Source organism: Pseudomonas sp. ZS1P83 (assembly GCF_054897825.1).
Window position 1 is genome coordinate 4,026,959 of the sequence record NZ_CM142706.1, and the last position, 14,612, is coordinate 4,041,570.

The following is a 14,612-nucleotide window of genomic DNA, read 5'->3' on the forward strand; positions in this document are numbered from 1 at the left end:
AACGCCTGCAACAACGCCGCCGTTGCCGTCTGCAACGAGCCCGAAGTCGTCGCAATCTGCGACTGAGCCGCCGCGACGTCCGCCGCTTTTGCATCGCTTTACGCGCTTAAACGCGCCGTCACTTCATTCAACTGCCCCGACAACCCATGCAGGTTGTGGCTGGCCGCTTCGGTGCGCTGCACGTTGTCCAGGTTGGTACTGGCGATGCTGGTGATTTCTGTGAGGTTGCGCGAGATATCTTCGGCCACCGAGGTCTGCTCTTCGGCGGCGGTGGCGATCTGGCGGTTCATGTCGCGGATGGCTTCCACCGCATGGGTGATGCGCTCCAGCATGGCGCCAGCCTGGGTCACTTGCTCGACACTTTCTTCACTGCGCGACTGACCGCTTTCAATGGCCTGGGCCGCATCCACCGCTCCGGTTTGCACGGTTTGAATGATCTGGTTGATTTCGATGATCGACGCCGCCGTGCGCTGAGCCAGGCTGCGGACTTCATCGGCCACCACGGCGAAACCGCGCCCTGCTTCGCCGGCACGGGCCGCTTCGATGGCGGCGTTGAGCGCCAGCAGATTGGTCTGCTCGGCGATGCCGCGAATCACTTCCAGTACCTTGCCGATGCGCCCGCTGTCGGTTTCCAGACGACGGATGACCATGGCGGTGTTGGCGATTTCGCCACGCATTTGGGTGATGGTGTGGATGGTGCCTTGCATGACTTTTTCGCCCTGCTGAGCGGACTGGTCGGCATCGTCGGCTGCACGCGCGGCATCGGCTGCGTGACGCGCGACTTCTTGCGCGGTGGCGGACATTTCGTTCATCGCCGTGGCCACCTGATCAGTACGGTTGAACTGCTCGTTGGTGCCGCTCGCCATCAGGGTGGCGATGGAATTCAGTTCACCGCTGGCGCTGTCCAGATCCTTGGCACTGCGCTGCAAACGGCTGAAGGTTTCGGCGAGGAAATCGCGCAGGGTGTTGGCCGCTACCGCCAACTTGCCCAACTCATCCTGTCGGCTGCTGGCCACGCGTTCAGCAAACTTGCCCTGGCTGAGTTGCGCCACGTATTCGATCAGTTTGCGAATCGGTTCCACCAGGTTGCGATTGACCAGCCACAGGCTCAACAGGCCGATCAGCAGACCCGAGGCGAGCATCACAATGATCCCCAGCAACACGGTGCGATCGGCGTCGGCGCTGATCAGCTTCGATTGCTCGACACCCTGCTTGCGCAATTCGCTGACTAACTCGGTCATCTGATCGCTGGCGGCACGGTCCACACCTTTGACCGCCGTATCGCCAGCCGTAGGGTCGGCCCCTGCCGCCACGTAGGCGTCACGGCCCTTTTGATAAGCCGTACCCAACAGGCGATGTTCGTCCCGCAGGCGTTCGATGCGAGTCTTGAGTTGCGGCTCAATGCCTTTCTGCCCGGCCAATTCACCGAGGATGCCCTGCACATCGCGCTGACGCTCCTCGAATTGCTTCCAGTATTTGTCCAGGTCCGCAGGCTGCTTGCCGCGTAGCAGAACGTTTTTCCACTCCTGAACCTGAACCTTGAATTGCAGGTTGGCTTCATCGATCAATTGCGAGGTATGCAGCGGGCCTTCGATCAGATTCGCGTAGTTCTGAACACCGCTGGACAGAAAGTGAAAGCAGGCCAGGGCGATTAGCAACATGGCCAACAGGCTGCCGCTCAACAAGGCAAGGATTTGTGCTCTCAGGGATTTTTGCAAAAACATCGAGTGATCTCACGACAGGGATAAGGCACGCCCGGCAGGCGTGCAAGGTGTCCGGACATCCCTGTCAGCGACGCTGGCCCAAGACCGCACCGCGAAATTCATCATCAACATCATCGGCGTGCCAGCGCCTTTCTTGAGCGCTTCCGACCACCGGTAGAGTGACTTTTTCAGCGCCATGAGGCTGTCACAAAATTATCAAAAATCCTTGCGATGATGCGGCTCAAGTGAACCTGTGAAACCCGCGACAGGCGCCTCCCCTTGCGAGACCTCATGAACCACAGCATCGACCATTGCCATCGCGACCCGGACCTGTTCGGTCTGCTGTACGGTTTCAGCTTTCGCCCCGGTGAGCGCGGCCGGGAGATCGATTCGGCCAAGGCGCTGCAATGTCTGCAACAGCCCGGCGACAACGATGAATTTCTCTGGCTGCACCTGAACCTGGCCCACGCTGCATGCGAACGCTGGATGAAGAGCCATCTGGAATTGCCGGACGAATTTTTCGAAGCGCTGCATGAGGGCTCACGTTCGACGCGCATCGAGCATGTGGATTCGGCATTGCTGGCAGTGGTCAACGATGTGGTGTTCAACCTCAGCAGCATGGTCTCCTCGGATGTCTCGACGCTGTGGGTCTGCGCCCGCAGTCGGCTGATCATCAGCGCACGCCTGCAACCGCTGCACTCGGTAGACAAGTTGCGTTCCTCAGTGAAGGCCGGTGAGTGTTTTCGCTCGCCGCTGGAATTGCTGGTGCATCTGCTGCGCGATCAGGGCGAAGTGCTGACCCAGATCGTGCGCAAGACCAGCCTCAGCGTCGATCAGATCGAAGATGAGTTGCTGTCCTCGCGGCTGTCGACCAATCGCGCCGAACTGGGTGCCAATCGTCGAGTGCTGGTGCGCCTGCAACGCTTGTTGGCGCTGGAACCGGGCTCATTGCTGCGCCTGCTCAATCGCCCGCCGCAGTGGTTGCAAAAGGAAGACGTCAAGGAGCTGCGCAAGTCCACCGAGGAGTTCGCGCTGATCATCAACGACCTCACAGCGCTGGGCGAACGGATCAAACTGTTGCAGGAAGAAATCGCCGCCAACCTCAACGAACAGAGCAACCGCACACTGTTCACCCTGACCGTGGTGACGGTGCTGGCGCTGCCGATCAACATCATCGCCGGGTTCTTTGGCATGAACGTCGGTGGGGTGCCGCTTTCCGGTGATCCGGAGGGGTTCTGGATTCTGGTGGCATTGGTCGCGACGTTTACCGTGATCGCCGGGCGTTGGGCGTTTCGTAAGCGCCAGGATTACTGAGCCGCCTCCGTTGATCGTTCCCACGCTCCGCGTCACTAGTGTCCGGTAAAAAGCGAGGGGGGAGCTTGCTCCCCCTTGCTGTTGGCGGCTGTGAGGCATAATCGGTTTTTTCAGACTCGATTTTGACTTATGTTTTCCAGCACCCGTTTAAGCCAACTACTCAGTGCGATCCCGCGCCAGTTTTTCCAGCAATCCATCGAAACACACCAAGCTGATCGCTACGTCAAACGCTGCACGACCTGGCAATTGCTGGTGACACTGATCAGCGGCCATTTGACCCGAGCCTCAAGCCTGCGATCCTTGGCGACTATCTCCGAAAATTTCGGCCCGCATAGCTACCATCTTAATGCCGGCCCTATTGCCCGCTCGACAATGTCCGATGCCTTGAACAAGCGTGACTACCGGCCATTACAGGACCTTTGTGGGTACCTGATGAGCGCCGTCAGCCGCCAGCAGCGCAAGGAGGTCGGGGCCATGGTTAGCCTGATTGACTCCACGTCGATCACCTTGCGCGGACCTCACTTCGATGGCTGGACAGCCGCGACGAAAACCCGCATCACCCAAGGCCTCAAAGTGCATGTCGGGCTGGATCTGGCGCAGCTGGCCCCGGTGTACGTGAACATTACGCCTGCCAACGTCAACGACCTGAGCGATGCACTGGAAATGCCGATCCAGACCGGCATGACGTATGTTTTCGACAAGGGCTACTGCGATTACAACTGGTGGCACGAGTTGCAGACCAAAGGTGCTTTTTTCGTCACCCGCCTGAAGAAAAACGCCAATATCAAAGTGCTGCATGAGCACTCGACCGTGACTGAGCAAAGCTCGGTCATGACCGATGAAGTCGTCCAGTTTGGCAAAAAGCATTTGGCCGGCAAACGCCTGAACGACTATTGGGAAAAGTCGGTAAGACGCGTCGTGGTTGAGCGCGAGGGGCATGCGACGCCGTTAGTTCTGGTGACCAACGACTTCACGAGGACAGCTGAAGAAATCGCGTCCTTGTACAAAGATCGTTGGCAGATCGAGCTATTTTTCAAGTGGATCAAACAACATCTGAAGCTCAAACGCTTTTATGCCTACTCCGAAAATGCGGTGCGTTTGCAGATTTACAGTGCCTTGATCAGCTATCTGTTACTGCAAATACTCCATCGTCGCTCAGGATTTACCGGCTCGTTGTTCGAACTGACGGTTCGCATAGTTCATGTCCTGTTTGAACGGCCCGGAACCCCAGTATTGAGGGATCGACGAAGGCAGGAGCGAGAAAAGTTGAAGGCTGCCCAAGGCAGCCTTCAACTATGAAGCATGTTTACCGGACACTAGTGACGCAGAGCGTGGGAAGATCGGCAAGACCCACCTGACTTATGCGCAAGGCGCCTCGGCGGAAACAGTCGCCATGCTGACCATCGGCGCCGCCGACATGTTCGGTCTGCCGGTGTCGACCACGCACGTATTGTCTTCGGGGGTGGCCGGGACCATGGTCGCCAATGGCGGCGGATTGCAGATGAAGACCATCCGCAATCTGCTGATGGCCTGGGTATTGACCTTGCCGGCGGCGATTCTGTTGTCGGGCAGTTTGTATTGGTTGTTCACCCAGCTGTTCTAAGGTCAGGTGGTTGACTGGATCACCTGCCCCAACCAATCCATAAATGCTCTCACCCGCAACGGCAAATGCCGTTGCCGGGCATAGAGCAGCGAAACCTCCATGGATGGAGCGTTGAGCTGGGGCAGCACAGCCACCAACTCGCCACTGAGCAGGTGGGGCTGCATGCCCATCAGCGGCGCCTGAATCAAACCAAAGCCGCCCAGACACGCCGACTCGTAACAATCGGTGCTGTTGACCGTGACGCTGCCCGCCATCGGCACTCGTTGCAACGTGCCCTCTTGCTCGTACACAAAACCCTCTGACCGCGAACCCAGTACGCCGACGTAATGCACCAGCCGATGCTGCGCCAGGTCTTCGAGCCGTTCAGGCACGCCATAACGCCGCAGATACGCGGGGCTGGCGCAGTTGACCATCGCGAAATCGCATACGTGACGAGCGACCACCGATTGATCCGGCTGCACGCCGACTCGCACCACGCAATCAAACCCTTCGCTGAGCAAATCGACCCGGCGGTCGGTGCTGCTGATTTCCAGCTCGAGATTGGGGTGCTGAGCCATGAACTCGGGCAGACGCGGCATCACCACCCGACGGGCCAGAATGTTCGGCATGTCGATGCGAATCCGCCCAACGAGCGATGCCTCGTCCTGGCGAAACAATCCTTCGATTTCGTCCATGTGCGACAGCAAATCCTTGCTGCGCTCGTACAACACCAGGCCGTCCTGAGTTGCCTGAACCTTGCGCGTGGTGCGTTGCAGCAAACGCGTGCCTACCAGCAATTCGAGGGCTTGGACGTGCTCGGACACGGTGGACCTCGGCAAACCCAGGCTTTCACCGGCGAGGGTAAAACTCGACATCTCGCTGACACGAACGAAGGTGCGCAGCAGTTCCAGTTTGTTCATGAGCCGACCTTCTATTGTTCGGATTAACCGACCAGTGATTCCGATTCAAGCTTGTTTATCACTTCAGGGCGGACAAATAAACTTCCTCACCATCATCACTCACTGCTCTTGAGGAAGTCCCATGAACCGTAAAATCGCACTGATCACCGGCGCCAGCCGCGGCCTTGGCAAAAACGCAGCCCTGCACTTGGCAGCCCAAGGCATCGACGTCATCGGTACCTACAACAGCAAGGCCGATGAGGCACACGCACTGGTCGCGCAGATCGAAAGCCTCGGCGGTCGCGCCGCCATGCTGCAACTCGACGTTGGCCAGAGTGAAGGCTTCGCAGATTTCGCCACGCAGGTCGCCGATGTATTGCGCAGCCGTTTTGATCGCGAGCACTTCGACTTTTTGATCAACAACGCCGGCATCGGACTGACCGCGAACTTCGTTGACACCACCGTCGCCCAGTTCGATTTGCTGATGAACATCCATCTGAAAGGGCCGTTTTTCCTCACCCAGAACCTGCTGCCATTGATGGCTGACGGTGGCCGCATCCTCAACGTTTCCAGCGGTCTGACCCGCTTCAGCTTGCCGGGCTACGGCGCTTACGCGGCGATGAAAGGCGCGATGGAAGTGCTGACGCGTTATCAGGCCAAGGAACTCGGTGCGCGCGGTATTTCCGTGAACACCCTGGCGCCTGGCGCGATCGAAACCGATTTCGCTGGCGGCACGGTGCGCGATAACAGCGACGTGAACAGCTACGTCGCCGGCAATACCGCGCTGGGTCGCGTTGGTCAGCCGGACGACATCGGTGCCGCAATTGCGTTGCTACTGGCTCCGGGTAGCCAGTGGATCAACGGGCAGCGCGTCGAAGCGTCGGGCGGGATGTTTTTGTAACCTGAAACCTGTGGCGAGGGCTTGTCGGAACGACGTATCGCCCTCGCCACAAAAATGACCGCGTTCAACGAACTGCGCGAGGCATCAGGACCCGCTCCCGCACCACGTCATATGTCCAGTGGTAGACGTAGGTGTACGGCAGGAAAAACAGCAACACACCGATGTCCAACAAGAACGCTTGCCACAGGCTGATCTTCAGCCACCAGGCGATCAGTGGCACACCGACCGCAACCAGACCGCCTTCAAACAGCAGCGCATGGGCGACACGCACCCAGGCGTTGTGCACGATGGCAAAGCGTTTGAGCACTCGGTCGAACAGGCCGTTGAAGACCACGTTCCAGGCCAGGGCAAGGGCGGCGATGACCAGGGTGACGACGCCCATCTCGAGCATCGGTTTGTCCATGATCCACGCCAGCAGCGGCGTACAGATCAGGATGGCCAGCACTTCGAAACAGATGGCCTGGAAAATACGTTCAGTGATGGATTTGTTGACGTTCATGACCAGAGTCTCCTGAGTGACGGTGGTTGCCATGATCCAGCCTCGCACCGATACTTCATAACCAATAACCATCGATCAAGGCGATAGTTCATGGCGTCTCAAGAAGTGTTGCAGGCGTTTGTGCAAGCGGCGACTCAAGGTTCGTTTTCTGCCGCGGCACGCAAACTGGGTCGCAGTCAGTCGACCATCAGCGCTGCGGTGGCGAGCCTTGAAATCGATCTGAACCTGACCCTCTTCGACCGCAGCAGCCGCAAGCCGAGCCTGACCCCGGCCGGGTACGTGATGCTGCAACGGGCCGAGGAAATTCTGGCCGCCACCAGCCGACTGGAAATGACCGCCAGCCAACTGTCTCAAGGGGTTGAGCCAAAATTGACCGTGGCGATTTCCGACACTTATCAATCCGACCGTTTCGAAGCGGCGCTCAGCGCTTTCGAGCAGCGTTATCCGGACCTGGAGCTTGAATGCTTGATCGCTGAATGCGATGACCTGGTGGCGCTGGTGCAACGCGGTCGAGCGCATGTCGCCTTCGCCGAAAAACAAGACCGTTACCCGCCGGACCTGGTCAGTTCGACCGTGGAGGAACGGACGGAGATTGCCCTGTTCGTGTCTCGTGAGCATCCGTTGGCGGCGCTGAGCCACATCGATCAAGACGTGTTGCAACACCATCGGGAACTGCGTCTGGCGACGATCGTCAATCCGTATGAAAGCCGTGCGAAGGGACGCGTCTGGTCGGCACCGAGTTATCTGATGCTGCTGGAAATGGCCCAGGGTGGATTCGGCTGGGCGCCGTTGCCCCGGTGGCTGGTGGAGCGGTTTGGTGCAGGGACGCTGGAGGAACTGGACGTGCGCGGCTGGCCGAAACCGGTGTTCGTCGATGCACTGTGGTCGCGGCTGCATCCGCCGGGGCCGGCGGGGAGTTGGTTGCTCGGCAAGATGTTGGAATAGCGATGGCGGGGCCACCCCTGAGCGGAGAGGGTTGGTGAGGGGTCAATCTTCCAGCAAACTCCACTCTCAAGATTTCACCCCAGCCCTCCTCCAAGGCATACTGGCCACCCTTCGCACTCCAGAACCAAAAAACGCCCCATGCGTATCCACGTCAGCTTCATCGACCGCGTCGGCATTACCCAGGAAGTCCTGGCCTTGCTCGGTGGGCGCAATCTCAATCTGGATGCGGTGGAAATGGTCCCGCCCAACGTCTATATCGACGCCCCGACCTTGAGCCCGGAAGTCCTCGAAGAGCTGCGCGATGCGTTGTTCAGCGTGCGCGGCGTGCAAGCGGTGACGGTGGTCGACATTCTTCCCGGTCAGCGTCGGCACCTGCAGCTTGATGCGTTGCTCGCGGCCATGACCGACCCGGTCCTGGCGCTGGACAGTGCCGGCAAGGTGTTGCTGGCCAACCCGGCACTGATTGCCTTGTACGGGCGCGAGCCTGATGGCGAAAGCATTGCTGACCTGTTCGCCGACCCGGCACTGCTCGAAGCCTTGCTGGAAAACGGCTTCCGCCTGCCGCTGCGGGAAGTCACCGTCAACGGCCAGACGCTGCTGCTGGACGCCACACCGATTACCGACGCCGGCGCCCTGCTGACCCTGTATCAACCGAACCGTATCGGCGAACGCCTTTCGGCACTGCACCACGACCATGCCGAAGGCTTCGATGCGCTGCTCGGTGAGTCTCCATCGATTCGTTCCCTCAAGGCCCGCGCCCAGCGCGTTGCTGCCCTCGATGCGCCGTTGTTGATCCAGGGCGAAACCGGCACCGGCAAAGAGCTGGTGGCCCGCGCTTGCCACGCCATCAGCGCTCGACACAGTTCGCCCTTTTTGGCGCTGAACTGCGCGGCATTGCCGGAGAACCTCGCCGAAAGCGAACTGTTCGGCTACGCCCCCGGCGCCTTCACCGGTGCGCAACGGGGCGGCAAACCGGGGCTGATGGAACTGGCCAACCAGGGCACGGTATTTCTTGATGAGATCGGCGAGATGTCGCCGTACTTGCAGGCAAAATTGCTGCGCTTCTTGAACGACGGCAGCTTCCGCCGGGTCGGCGGGGATCGTGAGGTGAAGGTCAATGTGCGGATCCTCAGCGCCACGCACCGCAATCTGGAAAAAATGGTCAGCGAAGGTTCGTTCCGCGAAGATTTGTTCTATCGCCTCAACGTCCTGAACGTCGAAGTCCCGCCCCTGCGCGAACGCGGCCAGGACATCCTGATGCTCGCCCGCTACTTCATGCAGCAAGCCTGCGCGCAGATCCAGCGCCCGGTCTGTCGCCTGGCGCCGGGCACTTATCCGGCACTGCTGGGCAATCGCTGGCCGGGTAACGTGCGGCAATTGCAGAACGTGATCTTCCGTGCCGCGGCCATTTGCGAAAGCAGCCTGGTCGATATCGGCGACCTCGATATCGCTGGCACCTCGGTGGCGCGCCAGAGCGACAGCGACGTCGACAGCCTCGAACAGGCGATGGAAGAGTTCGAGAAAACCCTGCTGGAAAAACTCTACGTCAGCTACCCCTCGACCCGCCAACTGGCCAGCCGCCTACAAACATCTCACACGGCGATTGCCCATCGGTTGCGCAAGTACGGCATTCCCAATAAGCCGTAAGAGCGCGCATTGAAAGCGACCTCCACCTGTACTGAAAGCGCTACAGTGGAACGATATCGCTACACATCCTTCCGATCACCGCTGTGCAAGGCTTTGATCCACTTAGGCTTTTTTCTTTGCTCCTAGCTGTATCGATTTCGCTACAGATATCCCTGTCACGCTTGCTACAAAAGCACCTAAGACGTTGATTTTTAACGATTAAAAAACATTGGCCGCGATTTTGCTTAGTAACCACTCATAAAGCAGGGCTTTGCCCAGCATTTCATCGCGTCCACCAGACGAGTCTGGCCCCCCTTAGGAGTTTCCATGAGCGAGTTGCGTTTTACTGAAGATCACGAATGGCTGCGTACCGAAGCTGACGGCACCGTCACAGTCGGCATCACCGCTTTCGCACAGAACGCCCTGGGCGACGTGGTTTTCGTACAACTGCCTGAGCTGCAGTCCTACGACAAAGGCGCTGAAGCCGCCACCGTGGAATCGGTAAAAGCCGCCAGCGGCGTGTACATGCCGCTGGACGGTAAAGTGCTGGAAGTGAACCCGGCGCTGGACAGCAGCCCTGAACTGATCAACGAAGATCCGCTGGGCGAAGGCTGGTTCTTCCGCTTTCAGCCAAGCGATGCCTCGGCTGTCGCCCAACTGCTGGATCAAGACGCTTACGACCGTCTGATCAAAGCCAACGCCGAAGCCTGAGGAGCGCTGACATGACTCAAGTAAATCTATCGACCGCCAACGAATTCATCGCGCGCCACATCGGCCCGCGCTCCGGCGACGAGCAAGCCATGCTTAACCGCCTCGGTTTTGACTCCCTGGAAGCCCTGAGCGCCAGCGTCATCCCCGACAGTATCAAAGGCACCAGCGTCCTCGGACTGGACGATGGTCTGAGCGAAGCCGACGCCCTGGCGATGATCAAAAGCATCGCCGGCAAAAACCAGCTGTTCAAGACCTACATCGGCCAGGGCTACTACGGCACTCACACGCCGTCGCCGATCCTGCGCAACCTGCTGGAAAACCCGGCCTGGTACACCGCGTACACCCCGTACCAACCGGAAATTTCCCAGGGCCGTCTCGAAGCGCTGCTGAACTTCCAGACCCTGATCAGCGACCTCACCGGCCTGCCGATCGCTAACGCTTCCTTGCTCGATGAAGCCACCGCCGCCGCCGAAGCGATGACCTTCTGCAAACGCCTGAGCAAGAACAAGGGCAGCCACGCGTTCTTCGCGTCGGTGCATTGCCACCCGCAAACCCTCGACGTGCTGCGCACCCGTGCCGAGCCGTTGGGCATCGACGTAATCGTTGGCGACGAGCGTGAACTGACTGACGTGACGCCATTTTTCGGCGCCCTGCTGCAATACCCGGCCAGCAACGGTGACCTGTTCGATTACCGCGAACTGACCGAACGCTTCCACGCCGCCAACGCGCTGGTCGCGGTGGCCGCCGACCTGCTGGCCCTGACCGTGCTGACCCCGCCGGGCGAGTTCGGTGCTGACGTCGCCATCGGCAGCGCGCAACGCTTCGGTGTGCCACTGGGCTTCGGTGGCCCGCACGCGGCCTATTTCTCCACCAAGGATGCGTTCAAGCGCGACATGCCGGGCCGTCTGGTCGGTGTCTCCGTCGACCGTTTCGGCAAGCCGGCCCTGCGCCTGGCCATGCAGACCCGCGAGCAACATATCCGCCGCGAGAAAGCCACCAGCAACATCTGCACCGCCCAGGTGCTGCTGGCCAATATCGCCAGCATGTACGCCGTGTACCACGGCCCGAAAGGCCTGACCCAGATTGCCAATCGCATTCATCACCTGACCGCCATTTTGGCGAAAGGCTTGAATGCACTGGGCCTGACGGTCGAGCAAGCGAGCTTCTTCGACACGCTGACGATCAAGACCGGCTCCAACACTGCCGCATTGCACGACAAGGCTCGCGCTCAGCAGATCAACCTGCGCGTGGTCGATGGCGAACGTCTGGGCCTGTCCCTCGACGAAACCACCCGCCAGGCCGACGTCGAAACCCTGTGGGCCCTGCTGGCCGACGGCAAAACCCTGCCGGATTTCGCTGCATTGGCTGCGAATGTTGAAAGCACGATCCCGGCCGCGCTGCTGCGCCAATCGCCGATCCTCAGCCACCCGGTGTTCAACCGTTACCACTCGGAAACCGAGCTGATGCGCTACCTGCGCAAGCTCGCCGACAAGGACCTGGCGCTGGATCGCACCATGATCCCGCTGGGTTCCTGCACCATGAAACTCAACGCCGCCAGCGAAATGATCCCGGTGACCTGGGCTGAATTCGGCGCCCTGCACCCGTTCGCCCCGGCCGAGCAAAGCGCCGGCTATCAGCAGCTGACCGATGAACTGGAGGCGATGCTCTGCGCCGCCACCGGCTACGACGCGATCTCGCTGCAACCGAACGCCGGTTCGCAAGGTGAATACGCCGGCCTTTTGGCCATTCGCGCCTATCACCAGAGCCGTGGCGAAGACCGTCGCGACATCTGCCTGATCCCCTCGTCGGCCCACGGCACCAACCCGGCCACCGCCAACATGGCCGGCATGCGCGTAGTCGTGACCGCCTGCGATGCTCGCGGCAACGTCGACATCGAAGACCTGCGCGCCAAGGCCATCGAGCACCGCGAGCATCTCGCCGCGCTGATGATCACCTATCCGTCGACGCACGGCGTGTTCGAAGAAGGCATCCGCGACATCTGCGGCATCATTCATGACAATGGCGGCCAGGTGTACATCGACGGCGCCAACATGAATGCCATGGTCGGCCTCTGTGCGCCGGGTAAATTCGGCGGCGACGTGTCGCACCTGAACCTGCACAAGACCTTCTGCATTCCGCACGGCGGTGGCGGCCCGGGCGTCGGCCCGATTGGCGTGAAATCGCACCTGACGCCGTTCCTGCCGGGTCATGCGCAGATGGCACGCAAGGAAGGCGCGGTCTGCGCGGCACCGTTCGGCAGCGCGAGCATTTTGCCGATCACCTGGATGTACATTCGGATGATGGGTGGCGCGGGTCTGAAGCGCGCGTCGCAACTGGCGATCCTCAATGCCAACTACATTTCCCGCCGCCTCGAAGAGCACTATCCCGTGCTGTACACCGGCAGCAACGGCCTGGTGGCGCACGAATGCATCCTCGACCTGCGTCCGCTGAAAGACAGCAGCGGCATCAGCGTCGATGACGTCGCCAAGCGCCTGATCGACTTCGGCTTCCACGCCCCGACCATGTCGTTCCCGGTGGCCGGCACGCTGATGATCGAGCCGACCGAAAGCGAATCCAAAGAAGAACTGGACCGCTTCTGCGACGCCATGATCCGCATCCGCGAAGAAATCCGCGCGGTGGAAAACGGCACGTTTGACAAGGACGACAACCCGTTGAAAAACGCCCCGCATACCGCGGCGGAGTTGGTTGGCGAGTGGACGCATCCGTACAGCCGTGAGCAAGCGGTGTATCCGGTTGCGTCGCTGATCGAAGGCAAGTACTGGCCGCCGGTCGGTCGGGTCGACAACGTGTTTGGCGATCGCAACCTGGTCTGCGCCTGCCCATCGATCGAAAGCTACGCTTAAACCATAGGGGGCGGGTTCGCTCGCCCCCACCGGACACCATGACCTGTAGGAGCGAGGCTTGCCCGCGAAGAGGCCATCAGGGCCGCTAAAAGCTTCGCGGGCAAGCCTCGCTCCTACAGGTTCGGGGTGCTCCTCATAACAAGAAACCGGAGAACAACCATGTCGTTAAGCGTGTTCGACCTGTTCAAGATTGGCATCGGCCCCTCCAGCTCGCACACCGTCGGCCCGATGCGTGCTGCTGCGCGTTTCGCCGAAGGTTTGCGCCGTGAAGAGCTGCTGGCGGCGACCACCTGCGTCAAAGTCGAGCTCTACGGATCACTCGGCGCCACCGGTAAAGGCCATGGCAGCGACAAGGCTGTGTTGCTGGGCCTGGAAGGCGAACACCCTGACACCGTGAACACCGAAACAGTCGCCGCGCGCCTGCAAGAAATCCGCAGCAGCGGTCGTCTGAACCTGCTCGGTGAGCACGCCATCGAATTCAATGAAAAACTGCACCTGGCGATGATTCGCAAACCGTTGGCCTATCACCCCAACGGCATGATCTTTCGCGCCTTCGACGCTGCCGGCCTGCAAATCCGCAGCCGCGAGTACTACTCGGTCGGCGGCGGTTTTGTGGTCGATGAAGACGCCGCTGGCGCCGACCGCATCGTCGAAGACGCCACGCCACTGACCTTCCCGTTCAAAAGCGCCAAGGACCTGCTCGGTCACTGCGCCACCTACGGCTTGTCCATCAGCCAGGTGATGCTGACCAACGAAAGTGCCTGGCGCCCGGAAGCGGAAACCCGCGCCGGCCTGCTGAAAATCTGGCAAGTGATGCAGGACTGCGTCGACGCCGGTTGCCGTAACGAAGGCATCTTGCCCGGTGGCTTGAAGGTCAAACGCCGTGCGGCAGCGCTGCATCGGCAACTGTGCAAAAACCCGGAATCGTCCCTGCGCGATCCGCTGTCGGTGCTGGACTGGGTCAACCTCTATGCACTGGCGGTCAACGAAGAAAACGCCAACGGCGGGCGCGTGGTGACTGCGCCTACGAACGGTGCGGCAGGGATCGTCCCCGCTGTTTTGCATTACTACATGCGCTTCATCCCCGGCGCCAACGAAGACGGCGTCGTACGCTTTCTGCTGACTGCGGCCGCGATCGGCATTCTCTATAAAGAAAACGCCTCGATCTCCGGTGCTGAAGTCGGCTGTCAGGGTGAAGTTGGCGTGGCGTGTTCCATGGCCGCCGGCGCCCTGTGCGAAGTCCTCGGTGGCACCGTGCAGCAGGTGGAAAACGCCGCTGAAATTGGCATGGAACACAACCTCGGCCTGACCTGCGACCCGATCGGCGGGCTGGTGCAAGTGCCTTGCATCGAGCGCAACGCCATGGGTTCGGTGAAAGCCATCAATGCGGTGCGCATGGCCCTGCGCGGCGACGGCCAGCACTTCGTCTCCCTCGACAAGGTCATCCGCACGATGCGCCAGACCGGCGCCGACATGAAAAGCAAATACAAGGAAACCGCCCGTGGCGGTTTGGCGGTCAACATTATCGAGTGCTGATGCGCGCTCATCTGCATCTGCACACTTTTTCA

Annotated in this window: 11 protein-coding genes and 1 pseudogene; 9 read left to right on the forward strand and 3 right to left on the reverse strand. The window is 60.2% G+C overall.

Going from position 1 to position 14,612, the window contains the following annotated elements:
* Positions 1 to 98 precede the first annotated feature (98 nt).
* Positions 99 to 1,724 (reverse strand): methyl-accepting chemotaxis protein, encoded by a 1,626-nt coding sequence (locus ACYZT0_RS19195; protein WP_462042543.1) that lies wholly within the window; start codon positions 1,722 to 1,724, stop codon positions 99 to 101.
* Positions 1,725 to 1,994: 270 nt separating this feature from the next.
* On the opposite strand from ACYZT0_RS19195, the gene ACYZT0_RS19200 reads away from it, so the two are divergent.
* The 3 genes and pseudogenes from ACYZT0_RS19200 to ACYZT0_RS19210 all read left to right on the forward strand — a co-directional run.
* Positions 1,995 to 3,017, forward strand: a complete 1,023-nt coding sequence (locus ACYZT0_RS19200; RefSeq protein WP_462042544.1) for a transporter — start codon at positions 1,995 to 1,997, stop codon at positions 3,015 to 3,017.
* Between the two features lie 129 nt (positions 3,018 to 3,146).
* Positions 3,147 to 4,316, forward strand: coding sequence for an IS4 family transposase (locus ACYZT0_RS19205; protein ID WP_462041955.1), 1,170 nt, complete (start codon positions 3,147 to 3,149; stop codon positions 4,314 to 4,316).
* 37 nt (positions 4,317 to 4,353) lie between these two features.
* Positions 4,354 to 4,620 (forward strand): annotated as a pseudogene (locus tag ACYZT0_RS19210) (inorganic phosphate transporter); the annotation flags it as partial.
* Positions 4,621 to 4,622: 2 nt separating this feature from the next.
* On the opposite strand, the gene ACYZT0_RS19215 reads toward ACYZT0_RS19210, so the two are convergent.
* Positions 4,623 to 5,519, reverse strand: a complete 897-nt coding sequence (locus ACYZT0_RS19215) for a LysR family transcriptional regulator (RefSeq protein WP_462042545.1) — start codon at positions 5,517 to 5,519, stop codon at positions 4,623 to 4,625.
* Positions 5,520 to 5,640: 121 nt separating this feature from the next.
* On the opposite strand from ACYZT0_RS19215, the gene ACYZT0_RS19220 reads away from it, so the two are divergent.
* Positions 5,641 to 6,399 (forward strand): SDR family NAD(P)-dependent oxidoreductase, encoded by a 759-nt coding sequence (locus ACYZT0_RS19220; RefSeq protein ID WP_462042546.1) that lies wholly within the window; start codon positions 5,641 to 5,643, stop codon positions 6,397 to 6,399.
* Between the two features lie 64 nt (positions 6,400 to 6,463).
* On the opposite strand, the gene ACYZT0_RS19225 is transcribed toward ACYZT0_RS19220, so the two are convergent.
* On the reverse strand, positions 6,464 to 6,898 hold the full coding sequence (locus ACYZT0_RS19225) for a multidrug/biocide efflux PACE transporter (protein WP_462046604.1): 435 nt from the start codon (positions 6,896 to 6,898) through the stop codon (positions 6,464 to 6,466).
* 90 nt (positions 6,899 to 6,988) lie between these two features.
* On the opposite strand from ACYZT0_RS19225, the gene ACYZT0_RS19230 reads away from it, so the two are divergent.
* From ACYZT0_RS19230 to ACYZT0_RS19250, 5 genes are all read left to right on the forward strand, one after another.
* The gene (locus ACYZT0_RS19230; RefSeq protein ID WP_462042547.1) at positions 6,989 to 7,843 is read left to right on the forward strand and encodes a LysR family transcriptional regulator; all 855 of its coding nucleotides are present in this window, start codon (positions 6,989 to 6,991) and stop codon (positions 7,841 to 7,843) included.
* Positions 7,844 to 7,981: 138 nt separating this feature from the next.
* Entirely contained in the window at positions 7,982 to 9,490 is a 1,509-nt protein-coding gene (locus ACYZT0_RS19235; RefSeq protein WP_462042548.1) for a sigma-54-dependent transcriptional regulator, read from the forward strand.
* A 306-nt stretch (positions 9,491 to 9,796) separates the two neighbouring features.
* Positions 9,797 to 10,180, forward strand: coding sequence for a glycine cleavage system protein GcvH (gcvH, locus tag ACYZT0_RS19240; protein WP_462042549.1), 384 nt, complete (start codon positions 9,797 to 9,799; stop codon positions 10,178 to 10,180).
* 11 nt (positions 10,181 to 10,191) lie between these two features.
* Positions 10,192 to 13,044: an aminomethyl-transferring glycine dehydrogenase gene (gene gcvP / locus ACYZT0_RS19245; RefSeq protein ID WP_462042550.1), complete on the forward strand. Its 2,853-nt coding sequence runs from the start codon at positions 10,192 to 10,194 to the stop codon at positions 13,042 to 13,044.
* 159 nt (positions 13,045 to 13,203) lie between these two features.
* Positions 13,204 to 14,580: an L-serine ammonia-lyase gene (locus ACYZT0_RS19250; protein ID WP_462042551.1), complete on the forward strand. Its 1,377-nt coding sequence runs from the start codon at positions 13,204 to 13,206 to the stop codon at positions 14,578 to 14,580.
* The last annotated feature ends 32 nt before the right edge of the window (positions 14,581 to 14,612 follow it).